11 protein-coding genes are annotated in these 15,578 nt (G+C 72.8%); 5 read left to right on the plus strand and 6 right to left on the minus strand.

The window, feature by feature from the left end; all coding sequences use genetic code 11:
• Positions 1-123 precede the first annotated feature (123 nt).
• The gene (locus KBX34_RS06215; protein ID WP_088949790.1) at positions 124-1,524 is read left to right on the plus strand and encodes a trehalose-6-phosphate synthase; all 1,401 of its coding nucleotides are present in this window, start codon (positions 124-126) and stop codon (positions 1,522-1,524) included.
• Positions 1,525-1,550: 26 nt separating this feature from the next.
• Entirely contained in the window at positions 1,551-4,130 is a 2,580-nt protein-coding gene (otsB, locus tag KBX34_RS06220) for a trehalose-phosphatase (RefSeq protein ID WP_210923811.1), read from the plus strand.
• A 180-nt stretch (positions 4,131-4,310) separates the two neighbouring features.
• Here otsB and cobA read toward each other — a convergent pair whose 3' ends face one another.
• Genes cobA through cobC form a run of 3 tightly spaced genes read right to left on the minus strand, consistent with a single transcriptional unit; the run spans position 4,311 to position 7,829 of the window.
• Positions 4,311-5,540, minus strand: a complete 1,230-nt coding sequence (cobA, locus tag KBX34_RS06225; protein WP_210923704.1) for a uroporphyrinogen-III C-methyltransferase — start codon at positions 5,538-5,540, stop codon at positions 4,311-4,313.
• A 40-nt stretch (positions 5,541-5,580) separates the two neighbouring features.
• Positions 5,581-6,744 (minus strand): nicotinate-nucleotide--dimethylbenzimidazole phosphoribosyltransferase, encoded by a 1,164-nt coding sequence (locus KBX34_RS06230; protein WP_210923813.1) that lies wholly within the window; start codon positions 6,742-6,744, stop codon positions 5,581-5,583.
• A complete protein-coding gene (gene cobC, locus KBX34_RS06235; RefSeq protein ID WP_210923705.1) occupies positions 6,744-7,829 on the minus strand; it encodes an Rv2231c family pyridoxal phosphate-dependent protein CobC in 1,086 nt (361 codons plus the stop codon). Before cobC ends, KBX34_RS06230 begins: the two co-directional genes overlap by 1 nt.
• Positions 7,830-7,950: 121 nt before the next feature.
• Between cobC and KBX34_RS06240 the strand changes: the two genes are divergently transcribed.
• Entirely contained in the window at positions 7,951-10,080 is a 2,130-nt protein-coding gene (locus KBX34_RS06240; RefSeq protein ID WP_210795429.1) for a transglycosylase domain-containing protein, read from the plus strand.
• Between the two features lie 12 nt (positions 10,081-10,092).
• On the opposite strand, the gene KBX34_RS06245 is transcribed toward KBX34_RS06240, so the two are convergent.
• Both KBX34_RS06245 and KBX34_RS06250 read right to left on the minus strand, forming a co-directional pair.
• The gene (locus tag KBX34_RS06245) at positions 10,093-10,662 is read right to left on the minus strand and encodes a GNAT family N-acetyltransferase (RefSeq protein ID WP_088949795.1); all 570 of its coding nucleotides are present in this window, start codon (positions 10,660-10,662) and stop codon (positions 10,093-10,095) included.
• The gene (locus tag KBX34_RS06250) at positions 10,659-12,059 is read right to left on the minus strand and encodes a cobyrinate a,c-diamide synthase (RefSeq protein WP_099848025.1); all 1,401 of its coding nucleotides are present in this window, start codon (positions 12,057-12,059) and stop codon (positions 10,659-10,661) included. The genes KBX34_RS06245 and KBX34_RS06250 overlap by 4 nt, the downstream gene beginning before the upstream one ends.
• 183 nt (positions 12,060-12,242) lie before the next feature.
• Here KBX34_RS06250 and KBX34_RS06255 point away from each other — a divergent pair, with 183 nt between their 5' ends.
• Both KBX34_RS06255 and KBX34_RS06260 read left to right on the plus strand, forming a co-directional pair.
• The gene (locus KBX34_RS06255) at positions 12,243-13,064 is read left to right on the plus strand and encodes an SURF1 family protein (protein ID WP_088951969.1); all 822 of its coding nucleotides are present in this window, start codon (positions 12,243-12,245) and stop codon (positions 13,062-13,064) included.
• A 115-nt stretch (positions 13,065-13,179) separates the two neighbouring features.
• The gene (locus KBX34_RS06260) at positions 13,180-13,917 is read left to right on the plus strand and encodes a hypothetical protein (RefSeq protein WP_210923707.1); all 738 of its coding nucleotides are present in this window, start codon (positions 13,180-13,182) and stop codon (positions 13,915-13,917) included.
• Positions 13,918-13,936: 19 nt separating this feature from the next.
• Here the strand turns inward: KBX34_RS06260 and KBX34_RS06265 are convergent, their stop codons facing one another.
• Positions 13,937-15,529 carry an ATP-dependent DNA ligase gene (locus KBX34_RS06265; RefSeq protein ID WP_247671502.1) on the minus strand — a complete coding sequence of 531 codons (1,593 nt, stop codon included), beginning with the start codon at positions 15,527-15,529 and terminating at the stop codon, positions 13,937-13,939.
• Positions 15,530-15,578: the final 49 nt, after the last annotated feature.

Consider the following 15,578-nt stretch of genomic DNA (forward strand, 5'->3'; position numbering starts at 1 on the left):
ATCACCTCTAGGATTCGGTCGGACCGAGGCGGGTAGGAGACTCCGGCACGGGGCACCAGACGCCGCAGCTACGCTCAGTACGCTCATCGCGGTGGACCCGTCAGTACCCGGAGGTGGCCGATCGTGACCGTCCGAAGCTCCTTTGTCGTAGTGGCGAACCGTCTGCCGGTCGACGAGGTGAGCACACCCGAGGGGCGGCAGTGGCGACGTAGCCCCGGTGGGCTGGTCACCGCGCTGCATCCCGTGCTCGCCGAACACCAGGGCACCTGGGTCGGCTGGGCTGGTGGCACCGGCGCGGCTCCCGAGCCGTTCGACCTGGAGGGGATCCGGCTGCATCCGGTCCCGCTCAGCGCCGAGGAGTTGGAGCGCTACTACGAGGGCCAGTCCAACGCGACGATCTGGCCGCTCTACCACGACGCGGTCGAGACGCCGGCCTACAAGCGCCGGTGGCGGGAGGCGTACCGCCTGGTCAACGCGCGGTTCGCGGAGGCCGCGGCGGACGTCGCGGCCGAGGGTGCCACGGTCTGGGTGCAGGACTACCAGTTGCAGTTGGTCCCGGCGATGCTCCGTGAGCTACGTCCGGACCTGCGGATCGGGTTCTTCCTGCACATCCCGTTCCCGCCGATCGAGCTGTTCATGCAGATGCCGTTCCGCACCGAGATCCTGCGCGGTCTGCTCGGCGCCGACCTGGTCGGTTTCCAGCAGCGGCTGGCGGCCCAGAACTTCGTCCGGCTGGCCCGGCACCTGCTCGGGCTGCGCTACGAGGGGCAGATGATCCAGGTCGAAGGTCGGCAGGTGAAGGCGGGCGCCTTCCCCATCTCGATCGACACCCAGGAGATGGAGCGGATGGCCGCCGACCCGGCGATCCAGGCCCGGGCGAAGCAGATCCGTGCCGAGTTGGGCGACCCGAAGACGATAATCCTCGGCGTGGACCGGCTGGATTACACCAAGGGCATCGAGTTGCGACTCAAGGCTTTCCGCGAGCTCCTTGCTGACGGAAAGTTGACAGTTCCCGATGCGGTTATGGTGCAGGTGGCCACGCCCAGCCGAGAGCGCGTCGAGCACTACCAGGCACTACGGGTCAAGGTGGAGCGCGAGGTTGGTCGGATTAATGGCGAATTCGGCCGGGTCGGCGTGCCGGCGGTGCATTACCTGCATCAGTCGTACAGTCGCAGTGAACTCGCCGCGATGTACGTCGCCGCTGATGTGATGATGGTGACACCGCTGCGAGACGGAATGAATCTGGTAGCCAAGGAGTACGTCGCGTCTCGCGCCGACCAGGGCGGCGCGCTCGTGCTCAGTGAATTCGCCGGCGCCGCAACGGAGCTGCGCCAGGCCTTTTTGTGTAACCCGCACGACCCGGACGCGGTCAAGGACGCCCTGCTCCGGGCAGTGCACGTGGAGAAAACCGAGGCACGCCGCCGGATGCGGACAATGCAACGTCACCTGCGTACCCACGACGTGGGCCACTGGGCCAAGTCTTTCCTCTCCGAGCTTGGAGTTTCCGAGGCGGAGGCCGAGTGAACACGACCGTCAACGATGGAGCGGCGATGGCCACCGGGGTGATGGACCCCGAGCTGCGCTCCGCCATCGGCCGGATCGCCCGGGTTCCCCAGCTCCTGGTCGCCTGCGACTATGACGGCACACTGGCGCCGATCGTGGAGGACCCGAGCACGGCCGTCCCGCTTCCCGAGTCGGTCGCTGCGGTCCGCGCGCTCGCCGCGCTGCCGCAGACCACAGTGGCGGTCGTCTCCGGCCGGGCGCTGCGCGACCTGGCCGCGCTGTCCCGACTGCCCAGCGAGGTGCACCTCGTCGGCAGCCACGGCTCCGAGTTCGACATCGGCTTCGTCGAGCGACTCTCCCCCGAGCTGGTCGCGGTGCGTCAGCAGGTGCGCAACGCGCTGCGTGACATCGCCTCCGCGCACCCGGGCATTCGGCTGGAACGCAAGCCGGCCAGCGTCGCCGTGCACACCCGAGGGGTCGACCCGGAGGTCGCCGCAGCCGCCATCGAGGCGGTCCGCAACGGCCCGGCGACCTTCGACGGCGTCACCGTGACCCAGGGCAAGGAGGTCATCGAGCTCTCCGTCGTGGCCACCCACAAGGGCACCGCACTCGACCAGTTGCGGACCCAGCTCGCCTCCAGCGCGGTGCTGTTCATCGGTGACGACATCACCGACGAGAACGGGTTCGCCCACCTGCACGGTCCCGACCTCGGCATCAAGATCGGCCCCGGGGACACCCAGGCCAGCTACCGGGTCGCCGACCCGCTGGAGGCCGCCCGCGCGCTGGCGCTGCTGCTGGAGACCCGTCGACACTGGCTGTTCGGCGAGAGGGCGGTGCCGATCGAGCGCCACTCCATGCTGGCCAACGGTCGTACCGTCGCTCTGCTCACCCCCGAAGCCAAGGTGAGCTGGCTCTGCCACCCCAAGCCGGACTCGGCGGCGATCTTCGCCGACCTGGTGGGTGGCAGCCCGGCCGGTCACTTCAGCGTCGCCCCGGAACGCGGCGGCATCCCGCTGGGCCAGCGCTACCGCTCCGGCACGATGACAGTGGAGACCCGGTGGTCCGGGCTCACCGTCACCGACTGGCTGGACAAGCCGGCCCGGGAGACCACTCCGGACGACAGCCCCGCGGTCATCACCGGCGACTCGACCCTGATCCGGGTGCTCACCGGCAGCGGCAGGGCCCGGGTGGAGTTCGCGCCGAGGCCCGAGTTCGGTCAGGTCGCCGTGCAGTTGCAGCCGATCGGCGACGGCCTGCTGGTGCTCGGCTCCAACGAGCCGGTAGCGCTCTACGCCCCCGGCGTGGAGTGGGAGGTCGGCAACGACGGCGGGTACGAGACCGCCAAGGCGATCGTCGACCTCTCCGCCGCCGGCGGGCAGGTCGTGCTGGAGTTGCGCTTCGGCACGCACAGCCTTGAGCACCACCGGGTGCCGATCCACGAGCGGCAGGCCGCCGCCGAGCAGCCGTGGAAGGACTGGGTGGCCTCACTTCGGCTGCCGTCCACCAGTCGCGACCTGGTCGCCCGCAGCGCGCTCACCCTCCGTGGGCTCTGCCACGAGGCCACCGGCTCGATCCTGGCCGCAGCGACCACCTCGCTCCCCGAGGAGCTGGGCGGCGTCCGCAACTGGGACTACCGCTACTGCTGGCTGCGCGACGCGGCGCTGACCGCCCGCGCGCTGGTCGACCTCGGTTCCATCGAGGAAGCCGAGGCACTGCTGCGCTGGGTGGACGGCTGCATCGAGCGCACCGGCGGCCACCCGGAACGCCTGCACCCGCTCTACACCATCGACGGGTACGAGCTGGGCGCCGAAGCGGTCATCGACACGCTGCCCGGCTACGCCGGCTCCCGGCCGGTCCGCGTCGGCAACCTCGCCAACCACCAGTTGCAGCTGGACGTCTTCGGCCCGATCGCCGACCTGATCGCGGCCGTCGCCGACGCGCGCGGCTCGGTCCGCGACGACGAGTGGCGGGTCCTGGAGAACATGGTCGAGGCGGTTCGTCGCCGCTGGCACGAGCCCGACCACGGCATCTGGGAGGCCCGGCTGCCACCACGGCACCACGTGTTCTCCAAGGTGATGTGCTGGATGACAGTGGACCGCGCCCTGCACGTGATGCGGGAGCACGGCGGCGAGGACCGACCCGAGTGGAAGGACCTGCGCGACCGGATCGGCTCCAACGTGCTGGAGCACGGCTGGCACGCCGACGTCGAGGCGTACAGCGTCGCGTACGGCGACGAGGACATGGACGCCTCGTCGCTCTGGATCGGGCTCTCCGGCCTGCTTGCCGGTGACGACCCGCGCTTCCTGTCCACCGTCCTGCGCATCGAGGCGGATCTGCGCAGCGGCCCGGTCGTCTACCGCTACCACTGGGACGACGGCCTGCCCGGCCGTGAGGGCGGTTTCCACATCTGCACGGCGTGGCTGATCGAGGCGTACCTGCGCACCGGTCGCCGCACCGACGCCGAGGAGCTGTTCGCGCAGATGGTGCTCACCGCGGGCCCGACCGGGCTGCTCCCCGAGCAGTACGACCCGCTCGCCGAGCGCGGCCTGGGCAACCACCCGCAGGCGTACAGCCACCTCGGGCTGATCCGCTGCGCGCTGCTGCTGGACAACATGCTCAAGCAGTAGTTCGACAGCACGTAGGACGGGCCGGAGTGCTAGCGCTCCGGCCCGTCGCACTATCCGGGACGCGCAGTCCAGGCCCTGGTCGATCATGCAGTTATGGTGTCCAGTTTCGAGCTATAACGGCTGCTTTGTCACCCACCACAACTCCATGATCGACGGAGCGGAGGGCGGGGGCGGGGGCGTTCAGGCGTCGAGCGTGCCCACCACGTCGCCCACCACCACGACCGCAGGCGGACGCAGGTCGGCGGCGAGTGCGTCGGCGGCCACCGCGTCGAGCGTCGACCGCAGCACCCGCTGGGCACCTGTGGTGGCCTCCTGGACGACGGCGGCCGGCGTCTGCGGTGGCCGGCCGTGCGCGATCAGGGTGGCCGTGATGGCGGCGAGGTTCTTCAGCCCCATCAGGATCACCAGGGTGCCGCGCAGACCCGCGAGGGCTTCCCAGCGCACCAGCGAGGCCGGCGAGTCGGGCGCCAGGTGCCCGGAGACCACTGTGAACTCGTGCGCCACCCCACGATGGGTGACCGGGATGCCGGCCGCGGCCGGCGCGGCGATCGAGCTGGTCACCCCCGGCACGACGGTCACCGGCACGCCGGCCTCCGCGCACGCCAGCAGTTCCTCGCCGCCCCGCCCGAAGACGTACGGGTCACCGCCCTTGAGCCGCACCACGAAGGCGCCGGCCAGGGCGCGGTCCACCAGGATCTGGTTGATCTCCTCCTGCGCCCGGGACGGGCCGTAGGGGATCTTCGAGGCGTCCACCAGCTCGACGTCGGGGCGCAACTCGTCCAGGAGCAGCCCCGGCACCAGGCGGTCGGCGACCACCACGTCCGCCTCGGTGAGCAACCGCCAGCCCTTCACGGTGATCAGCTCCGGGTCCCCCGGCCCTGCCCCGACCAGCGCCACCCGCCCGGCGGTCGTCCCGGTGGAAGCGTCGGAACGGCCGGCGATCCCGTCCGGTTCCAGGCGGACCGCCAGGAGGTCACGGATCGCGTCGCGGACCGTCATCGCCCGGCGCGGGTCGCCGCCGCCGAGCACCGCGACGGTGACCGGGCCGTGCCGGGTCACCGCCGGGGTCCAGGCGGTGGCGGCCGTGCGGTCGTCGGCCCGGACGCAGAAGATCCGCCGCTCGGCGGCGACGGCGCTCACCGAGGCCGCCGCCAGCGGGTCGTCGATCGCGACCTGGACCAGCCACGCGCCGTCCAGGTCCTCGGGCACGAACCGGCGCGGCACCCAGTGCAACCGTCCCGCGTCGACCCGGGCGCGCAACGCCGGGGTCAGCTCCGGTGCCACCAGCAGGACGTCCGCACCGGCGTCCAGCAGCGCGGGCACTCGCCGGGTCGCGACCGCGCCACCGCCGACCACGACCACCCGCCGCCCGTCGAGCCGCAGACCGAGGGGGTACGGATTGGAGGTCACGCCGCACCACCGGGGCGGACGACTCGCTCGCTGTGTGTGGTCACTTCTCGGCCACGCCGGCGGAGTCGAAGGTGGCTACCTCGTGCAGCACCCGGACGGCACCGGTGACCACGGGCAACGCCAGCAGCGCGCCGGTGCCCTCGCCGAGGCGCAGCCCCAGGTCGATCAGCGGGTCGAGGCCGAGGTGTCGCAGTGCCACAGTGGCGCCGGGCTCGGCCGAACGATGACCGGCGACCATGGCACCGACCGCCGCCGGGGCGAACGCGACGGCGGCCAGCGCGGCCGAGACCGCGATCACGCCGTCCAGCAGCACCGGCGTACGGCGGGCCGCGGCACCCAGGATCAGCCCGGCCAGCGCGGCGTGCTCCAGGCCACCGACGGCGGCCAGCACACCCAGCGGGTCGGCCGGGTCGGGCGAGTGCCGGGCCAGCGCGGAGCGCACCACGGCGACCTTGTGGGCGTACGTCGGGTCGTCGATCCCGGTGCCCCTGCCGGTGGCGTCGAGCGGGTCGGCACCGGTGAACGCGGCGATCAGCGCGGCGGCCGGGGTGGTGTTGCCGATGCCCATGTCACCGGTGAGCAGGATGCCGGCCCCGGCGTCGATCAGCTCGTCGGCGATCCGGATGCCGGTCTGCACCGCCGCCAGCGCCTCGTCCCGGGTCAGCGCGGCGGTCACCGTGAAGTCGCGGGTGCCCCGGCGGACGGACGCGACAACCAGTCGGGGCACCGCCGGGTCGAGCACCGCCGGCCCGGGCCCAGCCCGGTCGGGCCCAGCCGGGTCGGACCCAGCCCGGTCGGGCCCAGCCCGGTCGTCAAGCCCGGCCGGATCGGCGATCGGTCCGGTGGGCAGCGGGGTGGCCACACCGACGTCGACAACGGTGACCGACGCGCCGGCCTGCCGGGCGAACGCGTTGACCACCGCCCCGCCGGCCAGGAAGTTGCCGATCATCTGCCCGGTGACCTCCTGCGGCCACGGGCTGACCCCCTGGGCGTGCACCCCGTGGTCGCCGGCGAAGATCGCCACGGCGGCCGGCTCGGGCAGCGGCGGTGGGCAGGCCCCGGCCAGCCCGGCGAGGCGTACCGAAAGATCCTCCAGAGCGCCCAGCGAGCCCGCCGGCTTGGTCAGCCGGCCGTGCAGCTCGCGGGCGGCGGCCATGGCCGCTTCGTCCGCCGGTCGGATCGCCGCGATCGTGGTCTCCAGCATCATGCCTCCATGGTCTCGCGCAGCACCTCGATGAACGCGTCGGTGGTGTTACGGTCGCGCACCGCCACCCGCAGCCAGTCCGGGCCGAGGCCGGGAAACGTGTCGCCACGGCGTACCGCCCAGCCCCGCTCCCGCAGCGCGGCTCGGATCGCGCTCGCGCCCGGCAGGTGCAGCAGGACGAACGCGCTGGCGGGGCGGCCGACGACGCGTACACCGGGCAGATCTTCCAGGCGGGCGACCAGGTGGTCGCGGTCGGCGGCGAGATCGGCGGCGATCGCGCGTTCGGCCTGGACCGCGACGGCGGTGGCGCAGGCGGACGCGGCGGCCAACGCGGGTGTCGAGACGGCCCAGAGCGGCTGGACGGCGGCCAGCCGGGTCAGCAGCTCCGGGGCGCCGAGCAGGTAGCCGATCCGGAGACCGGCCAGGCCCCAGGTCTTGGTGAGGCTGCGCAGGATGAGCAACCCCGGCAGGTCGCGCCGCTCGGCCAGCGACTCCGGTTCGCCGGGATGGCCGGGGGCGATGGTGGTGTCGGCGAACGCCTCGTCGACCACCAGCACCCGGCCGGGGCGGGCCAGCGTGGCCAGCGTCTGCGCCGGGTGCAGCACCGAGGTGGGGTTCGTCGGGTTGCCGATCATCACCAGGTCGGCGTCGGCGGGCACCCGGGACGGGTCGAGCCGGAAGTCGTCGGCGGGGTCCAGCAGCACTCGCTCGACCGGGTGCCCGGCGGCCCGCAGCGCCGCCTCCGGCTCGGTGAACTGGGGGTGCACCACCACCGGTCGGCGCACCCCGCGCAGCGCCTGGGCGATCAGCACGAAGCCCTCGGCCGCGCCTGCGGTGAGCAGCACCTCGTTCGGGTGACGGCGGTGTCGGGCGGCGACCGCCGCCCGGGCCGCCGTCGGGTCCGGATAGCGCGCCAGGTCGGTCAGGGTCGCGGCGATCGGGCCGGCCAGCCAGGCGGGAGGCGCTGCCTGGCGGACGTTGACGGCGAGATCGATCAGGCCTTCGGTCGCCTCCGCGTCGCCGTGGTGCGCGAGGTCCGGCTCGGCCCCGGCGGTCGGGACCATCCCACTCGGCTGATCAGACATGTCCGCGATCCTGCCGGGAAGGTGGCCGGTGGGACAGTCGATCTCGGCGTAAGCCACGTCACCACCCGCCGGTTTAAGAGTTCTTCTCAGGTACGAATCGGAAATGTCATAACTTGGCCATGTGAGTAACCGACCCCTTACTGCCGCTGGTCGACTCGTCCCTCTACTCCGCGCCGGACTGATCGCCGGAATCGTGATCGCCGCCGCCGCGTACCCACTGGTCGCCCTCACCGGGCTCGGCGCGAAGGCCACCGCGCACGCCACGGAGCAGAAGACCAGGCTGCTGACCACGGCGCTGCCCGCCGAGACCTCGTACGTCTACGCCCCGGACGGCAAGACCGTGCTGACCATGTTCTACGAGGAGTACCGGCAGTACACCAAGCTGTCGGACATGTCGCCGAACATCCAGCAGGCGATCGTCGCCGCCGAGGACTCACGGTTCTACCAGCACCACGGCGTCGACCCGAAGGGCGTCGCCCGCGCCTTCGTGTCCAATGCCCGCTCCGGCGGCTCCCAGGGTGCGTCGACGCTGACCATGCAGTACGTCCGGATGGCCCTGCGGGACAGCGCGACCACGCCCAAGGAGGTCCAGGAAGCCACCCAGCAGACCAGCCTTCGCAAGGTCAAGGAGATGCGGATGGCGCTGGACCTGGAGAAGGAGATGAGCAAGGAGCTGATCATGGAGCGTTACCTGAACTCGGCGTACTTCGGGCACCGGGCGTACGGCATCTACGCGGCCAGCGAGATCTTCTTCTCCAAGACCCCGAAAAACCTGACCCCGGTCGAGGCCGCCACCCTCGCCGGGCTGGTCAAGTCCCCGTCGGAGTACGACCCGGCCGACTCCGACCAGAAGGAGGCCACCGGGCGACGTAACTACGTGCTGGACCGGATGAGCCAGCTCGGTTACCTCTCCCCCGACTCGGCCGCCGCCGCCAAGTCCGAGCCGATCCGGCTGAAGCTGACGACCCCGCCGCACGACTGTGCCGCGGTGGCGGAGAAGTACAACAGCTGGGGCTTCGCCTGCGACTACCTGAAGAACTGGTGGAGCGCGCAGCCCGCGTTCGGAGCGAACCGGCTGGAACGCATGGACAAGCTGCGCCGGGGCGGCTACCGGATCGTGCTCAGCATCGACCCGAAGATCCAGGAGGCGGCGGAGAAGAACGTCGGTTCCAAGGAGGCCACCGGCAGCCCGTTCGCCAACGGGATCGTGGTCTCCGAGCCGGGCACCGGGCGGGTCAAGGCGATGGCGGTGAACCGGACGTACTCGCTGGATCTCAGCGAGAACCCGCAGAGTTCCAATCCCGAGGCCGGGCCGAAGGTGAAGGCCAACTACCCGAACACTGTGGCGCCGCTGCTCGGCGGCGGTGACCTGGCGGGCTACCAGGCCGGGTCGACGTTCAAGATGTTCCCGATGCTGGCCGCGCTGGACTCGGGGATGACGCTCTCCACCTCGTTCAACGCCCCCTACCGCTACCGGTCGTCCGTCTACGACGGTTGGGCGCCCTCCAACGCCAGCGGCGCGATGACCGGTCAACAGACCATGTGGTCCGGTTTCGGCAAATCGGTCAACACGTACTTCGTCTGGTTGGAGGAGAAGGTCGGCGCGGACCGGGCGGTCCGGTTGGCCGAGCAGCTCGGGCTGCGGTGGCGCACCGACGTCGACCGGGACCACGCGTCCCCGGACAAGGCGAAGCAGTGGGGCGCGTTCACCCTGGGCGTCTCCGACGCCACCCCGCTGGAGATGGCGAACGCCTACGCCGCCATCGCCGCCGACGGCCGCTACTGCGAGGCGATCCCGGTGCAGTCGATCATGAACCGGGACGGCACGCCGACCACGTACGCCACCCCGGGCGGCATCCATCGCGAGGTGGCCAAGCCCCGCTGCCGGCAGGTGGTCAGCGCGGACGCCGCTCGGGCGGCCACCGACGCGGCCCGCTGCCCCACCGGCGACACCCCGGCGCGCGGGAGCTGCGGCGGCTGGTCCACCGCCGACAGCGTGCGGGGCACAGTCGGACGCCCGGTGGCCGGCAAGACCGGTACCACCGACAGCACACGATCCGCCTGGTTCGTCGGCTACACACCGGAGTTGGCCGCGGCGAGCTTCATCTCCGACCCGGACAACCCGTTCAACGCGGTCGGTGACGGGCAGTCCCAGATCCCGATCAAGGCGGTGTCGGAGACGCTGCGCGACGGCCTGAAGGGCACACCGACCCGCCAGTTCACCCCACCGTCGGACGCGATCGTCGGCTGACCAGCCGGCGGGTCAGCGCAGGTCGGCGGCGACGAACGACCACAGTTCGAGATCCACCCGGCCGCCGCCGACCAGCCCGGCATTGCGCAGCAGGCCCTCGTAGCTGAACCCCGCCTTCTCGGCGACCCGGCGCGAGGCCAGGTTGCCGGGTGCCACCCGCAGCTCGACCCGTTGGAAGCCGTGCTCCAGGATCAGCGCGATGGCCACCGCGTCGACGGCCTCGGCGGCGAAGCCGAAGCCCCGCGCGTGTGGCGCCATCGCGTAGGAGACCTCGGTGAGACGGGCACCCCAGTCGGTGCGCCGCGTCCACAGCGAGCCCACCACCTGGTCGTCCTCGCGTCGGACCACCGCATAGTGGTCACCCTCGCCGCTGTCCCGGCGCTGCCGGGCCAGCTCCGTGCACCAGGCGTGCCCGTCGATCGGGCCGGAGTCGTCGGGCAACGGCAGCCAGCGCCGGGTCAACTTGTCGGCGAAGATCTCACCGGCCGCCTCCGCGTCCGCCGAGGTGAGTCGCCGCACCTCCGTACGCGGGGTGGAGACGGTCAACGCCGGGAATCGGCGCACCGCCACCTGACCGATCACGCCGGCACCCCGCCGGGCTGCGCCGGCACCGCCTCGTTCGTCGGCTCGGCCGCCGCGGCGACCAACCGGGCCGCCGTCGCCGGATGACCGGCCCAGTGCAGGGTGAGCTGCGAGGCGTGCACGTTGCGCCAGACGAACCCCTCCGGCGTGCCGCCCTCCCAGCTCCACGCCGGGCGCTGACCAGCGCGGGGGGTGAGCACCGCACGGTGCGCCTTGTGGCCGACCAGCACCGTGCCCTGGGCGGCGACCACGCTGTCGGTCTGGGCGGTCGCCTCCCGGTAGCCGGCCACCAGACCGTCCCGGCTGACGCCGATCGCGTCCAGGACACCGCACATCGGCAGCCCGTCCAACTCCCGGGCCAGCCATAGCAGCCCGGCGCCCTCGGCGACCACGGGACGCCCGGTCCGCGCCAGCTCGGCCACGGCGATGCAGAGCCGCCGGTTGGCCGACAACTGCTCGGCGTACGCCTCGGGCAGCGCGCCACCGATCACCAGCGCGCGGGTGCCCACCGGCAGTGCCTCGTCGCGCAGCGGATCGACGGTGACGATCTCGGCGCCGGCGGCGCGCAGCAACTCGGCGGTCTCCGGGTGGCTGAAGCTGCCGCCCGGGCCGCCGGCCAGCGCCACCAGCGGGCGGTCCGCCGGGGCGGTGAACGCGCCGAGGGCCTCCTCGGGAGACCAGGCGGGGGCGGGCAGCTCCGGGGCGGAGCGGGCCAGCCCGAGCAGTCGTTCCAGGTCGACAGTGGCGGCGACGGCCTCGCCCAGCCGACGGACCGCGCGGACGGCGTCGGCGGAGCCGTCGACCACCGGTGCCACACCGTGCCGCCGCGACGGCAGCACCGCCGGCAGGTCCTGGCGACGCAGCGCACCGTAGACCGGCACACCCACGTCGTCCAACGCCTCGCGCAGCATCGCCTCGTGCCGCGACGACGCCACCCGGTTGAGGATCACCCCGCCGAGCCACAACTGCTCGTCGTACGAGCGGAAACCGTGCACCAGGGCCGCCACCGACTGACCCATCGCGGCCACGTCGACGACGAGCACCACCGGGCTGCGCAGCGCCGCGGCCGCCGCGGCCGTCGACTCCTGCTCCGGGCGGCCACCGACCGCGTCGTACAGGCCCATGCTGCCCTGCACCACGGCGAGCCCGGCACCGGCGGCACCGTGCGCCACCAGCGGGGCGAGCCGGTCCATGCCGACCAGCCGGGGATCGATCACCCGACCCGGCCGACCGGAGGCGAGGCCCAGGTAGGCGGCGTCGACGTGGTCCGGACCGAGCTTGAACCCGGCGACGTCCACCCCCCGCTCGGCGAGCGCGGCGAGCAGCCCGATCGCCAGCGCGTTCTTACCGTGCCCGGAGGACGGTGCGCTGAGCACCAGGCGCGGCACGACGGTCATCATCGACTCCTCGCGAGCGGTGGCGGGTACGCGACGGGACGACCGGGGCCGATCCGTCGGCGTGACGATACCCGTCCGGCTGGAGACGTGAGCACCGCCAACCGAGGCCACCGGACCGGTTCCTGGCACGGCTCCGGCCCGGTCCAGGTCAGTGGCGCCGGTCATACGAGTAGCCTCGGTGCCGTGTACCGGTTCCTGCTGAGCCCACGCTGGCTGGGCGCTCTCGCGCTGACCCTGGTTGCCGCCGCCGTCATGGTGTTCCTCGGCAACTGGCAGCTGGACCGCTACCGGGGGCGTACCGAGGTCAACGAGCGGATCGACGCGGGCCAGCGGATGACCCCGACGCCACTGGCCGACGCGCTGCGCGCTCCCACCGGCGGCGCGGGCACGACAGGCCCGGCCCCCGCCGAGGACAAGGTCTGGACGCGGGTGACAGTCACCGGCCGGTACGACCCGACGAACACCGTGCTGGTCCGTGGTCGGACGGTGGACAGCCGGGTCGGCTTCGAGGTGCTCACCCCGCTGGTTCTCGCGGACGGCACGGCGCTGCTGGTGGACCGGGGCTGGATCCCGCCGGCGCCCGGTGGGGCGACCGCCCAGCCGCAGGTGCCGGCCGTGCCGACCGGCGACGTGACAGTTGTCGGTCGTGTGCATGAGACCGAGAGCGGCGCCGGCGCGGTGGCGCGGCGCGACGGGCGGCTGGAGATCCGACGGATCGGGGTGTCACGCCTGGCCGGCGAACTGCCCTACCCGGTCTATGGCGCCTATCTACTGCTGGACGAGCAGACCCCGGCGGCCGACCCGGTGTTCAAGGCGGTGCCGGTCGGGCACGCCAACAACTGGCAGAACTTCGGATATGTCGTGCAGTGGTGGCTCTTCGCGGTGATGGCCCTGTTCGGCTACGGCTGGGTGGCCCGCCGCGAGGCACGCCGCGCCGCCGGCCTCGGCACCACCCCGGCTCCGCTGGACCGCGCGGCCGAGCCCACACCGAGCGCGTCCGCCTGACCGGCCCGGCCCGACCCGGTCCGTTCCGGTGACTCAACCGGACACTCGGGGGCACCGGGCACACCACGGCAGCCGGTAGTCTCCGCCGGGTGTTCACCTCACGTTGGGGGTCCCGATGAGCGTGGATCCCACAGCACCGCTGCCCGAGCCCGTTCCGGAGACCCGGGCGCACCCGCCGATCGACCCGTGGGCCGCCGAACCACCGACCGCGCCACTGCCGACGACGGCGCCCCCGGCCGCTGCGGCTTCCGACCTGCCGCCGACGACACCGTTCCCGGCCGCACCGGCACCAGCGCAGTTCTCCGGGCCTCCGGCCCAGTTCTCCGCACCGCCCGCGCCCTTCTCCGGGCCGCCGGCCCAGCCGGCCGGGGCATGGGGACCGGCCCAGCCGGCCGAGGGATGGACGCCGGCCCAGCCGGCCGGGGCGTGGCCGGCGGTCGGGCCAAACCCGCCGACCCCGATGGCGGTGCCCCCGGCCCTGGCCGGCTACGCCAGCGGGCCGGAGGTGGTCGCGGTGCAGATCGCCGAGATCGCGGTGAGCCCACCCGTCATCCGTACGCCGGCCGGGGTGCTGCCGCTGGCCGGGGCGACCTGGCACGTGGCCGACTACTGGCAGCGCGAGGAGAAGGTGGCCACCTGGGCGCTGATCTGCGCCATCGTCGGCTTCTTCTGCCTGTTCGTCTTGAGTTTGCTCTTCCTGCTGGTCAAGGAGACCCGGCACCACGGCACGGTGCAGGTGACGGTGACCAACGGCGCGCAGCAGTACGTGGCGCGGATCCCGGTCGCCGATCAGGCTCAGGTGGCGCACATCAACAACCAGGTGAACTACGCGAGGTCGCTGTCCAGCAGGTGACCCGGGCCGGTGCGGCCGGTCAACCGGCGGGACGGCCGGCGTGGATCGCGCGGACGGCGTCGATGGTGTCCGCCTCGGCGGCGGACTTGTCATCGCGATACCGCACCACCCGGGCGAACCGCAGCGCCATCCCCCCGGGATAGCGGGAGCTGGTCTGCACCCCGTCGAAGGCGATCTCCACCACCTGCTCGGGCCGGACCCGGACCACCCAGTCGCCGCGCTCGACCGCGAGGTCGAGGAACCGCTCGGTCTGCCACCGCAGCAGCTCGTCGGTGAGCCCTTTGAACGTCTTGCCGAGCATGACGAAGTCGCCGGTGTGCGGGTCGCGCGCCCCCAGGTGCAGGTTGGACAGCCAACCCTTGCGCCGGCCACTGCCCCACTCGACGGCGAGCACCACCAGGTCGAGGGTGTGCCGGGGCTTGACCTTGACCCAGGCGGCACCGCGCCGGCCGGCGTCGTAGGGGGCGTCCGGTGCCTTGACCACCACGCCCTCCTGCCCGGCGTCCAGCGCGGCAGCGAACGCGGCGGCGGCCTGCTCGGGCCCGTCGACCTCCATCCGACCGACCAGCAGCGACGAGTCGACCGCGCCGGCGAGGGCGGCCCACCGCTCCCGGCCGGGCAGATCGATCAGGTCCTCGCCGTCGAGGTGCAGCAGATCGAAGAAGTACGGAGTGAGCACTGTCGCGCCGGTGCTGGCGGCTGCCGCGAGCACCGCCGGGGCGACGGGAGTGCGGCCGGTGGTGCTGGGGGTGGTGCGTCGGGCGGCCCGACTGGAGGTCTGCTGGAACGGCAGCGGACGGCCCGTCTCGTCCAAGCCGATCGCCTCGCCGTCGAGCACCAACTCGCGGCCCGGCAGGGCCCGGACCGCGGCGACCACCTCGGGAACCCGGGCGGTGATCTCGTCGAGGCTGCGGGTGAAGACGGCGATGTCGGCGCCCGAGCGGTGCACCTGGATGCGGATGCCGTCGAGCTTCACGTCGACCACCGCCGGCGTGCCGGTCGCGGCGAGTGCCTCGTCGACCGAGGGGGCGCTCTGCGCCAGCATCGGTGCCAGCGGCCGGCCGACCTGAAGGCCGAACCCGGCCAACTCGGCGGCCCCGCCGGACAGCGCGGCCACCGCCACGGCACGCAGGTCACCGGCGAGCAGCAGGGCCCGTCGGACCGTCGCCACCGGCACCTCGGCGGCCCGGGCGACCGCGTCGGCGAGCAACCCCGCCTGGGCGCCCTGGCGCAGCTCGCCGCTGAACAGGCCGGTGAGCAGACGCTGCTCCTCGGCGGTCGCCGCCGCGTAGAGGGCACCGAGCAGCGCCCGCCGTCGGGCCTGCGAACCCGTGCCCGCCACGGCGGCGATCTGCTCGATGGCCGCGTCCACGGACGCCACCGTCAACGTCGGCTCGGCGGCCGGTGGCGGCAGGTCACGCAGGCTCGCGTAGCCCACCCCGGTCTGTCGTTGGCGCAGCTCACCGGCGAGATAGCCGGCACCGGGCTCGACCTCGCCCGGGTCGAGCCGGCGCAATGCGTCAGCGAGCAGCTCCACCTTGGCCCGCCGGCCGCTGGTGGCGCTGACGGCAGCGGAGGTGGCTGCCAGGTCGAGGAACCGCACGCAGCTCATCCTGCCAGTCACCTCCGACACCGCCCGGGCATTGCCGTGCCCGGGCGGT

The sequence above is a fragment of the Micromonospora sp. M61 genome, from assembly GCF_018070245.1.
Lineage (GTDB): Bacteria > Actinomycetota > Actinomycetes > Mycobacteriales > Micromonosporaceae > Micromonospora > Micromonospora zamorensis.

What these genes read in the sequence shown, in the direction of transcription:
- otsB (WP_210923811.1), top strand. Translation starts at nt 1,551, where the DNA reads ATGGCCACCGGGGTGATGGACCCCGAGCTGCGCTCCGCCATCGGCCGG.
- KBX34_RS06230 (WP_210923813.1), bottom strand. Translation starts at nt 6,744, where the DNA reads ATGCTGGAGACCACGATCGCGGCGATCCGACCGGCGGACGAAGCGGCC.
- cobC (WP_210923705.1), bottom strand. Translation starts at nt 7,829, where the DNA reads ATGTCTGATCAGCCGAGTGGGATGGTCCCGACCGCCGGGGCCGAGCCG.
- KBX34_RS06250 (WP_099848025.1), bottom strand. Translation starts at nt 12,059, where the DNA reads ATGACCGTCGTGCCGCGCCTGGTGCTCAGCGCACCGTCCTCCGGGCAC.
- KBX34_RS06260 (WP_210923707.1), top strand. Translation starts at nt 13,180, where the DNA reads ATGAGCGTGGATCCCACAGCACCGCTGCCCGAGCCCGTTCCGGAGACC.
- KBX34_RS06265 (WP_247671502.1), bottom strand. Translation starts at nt 15,529, where the DNA reads ATGAGCTGCGTGCGGTTCCTCGACCTGGCAGCCACCTCCGCTGCCGTC.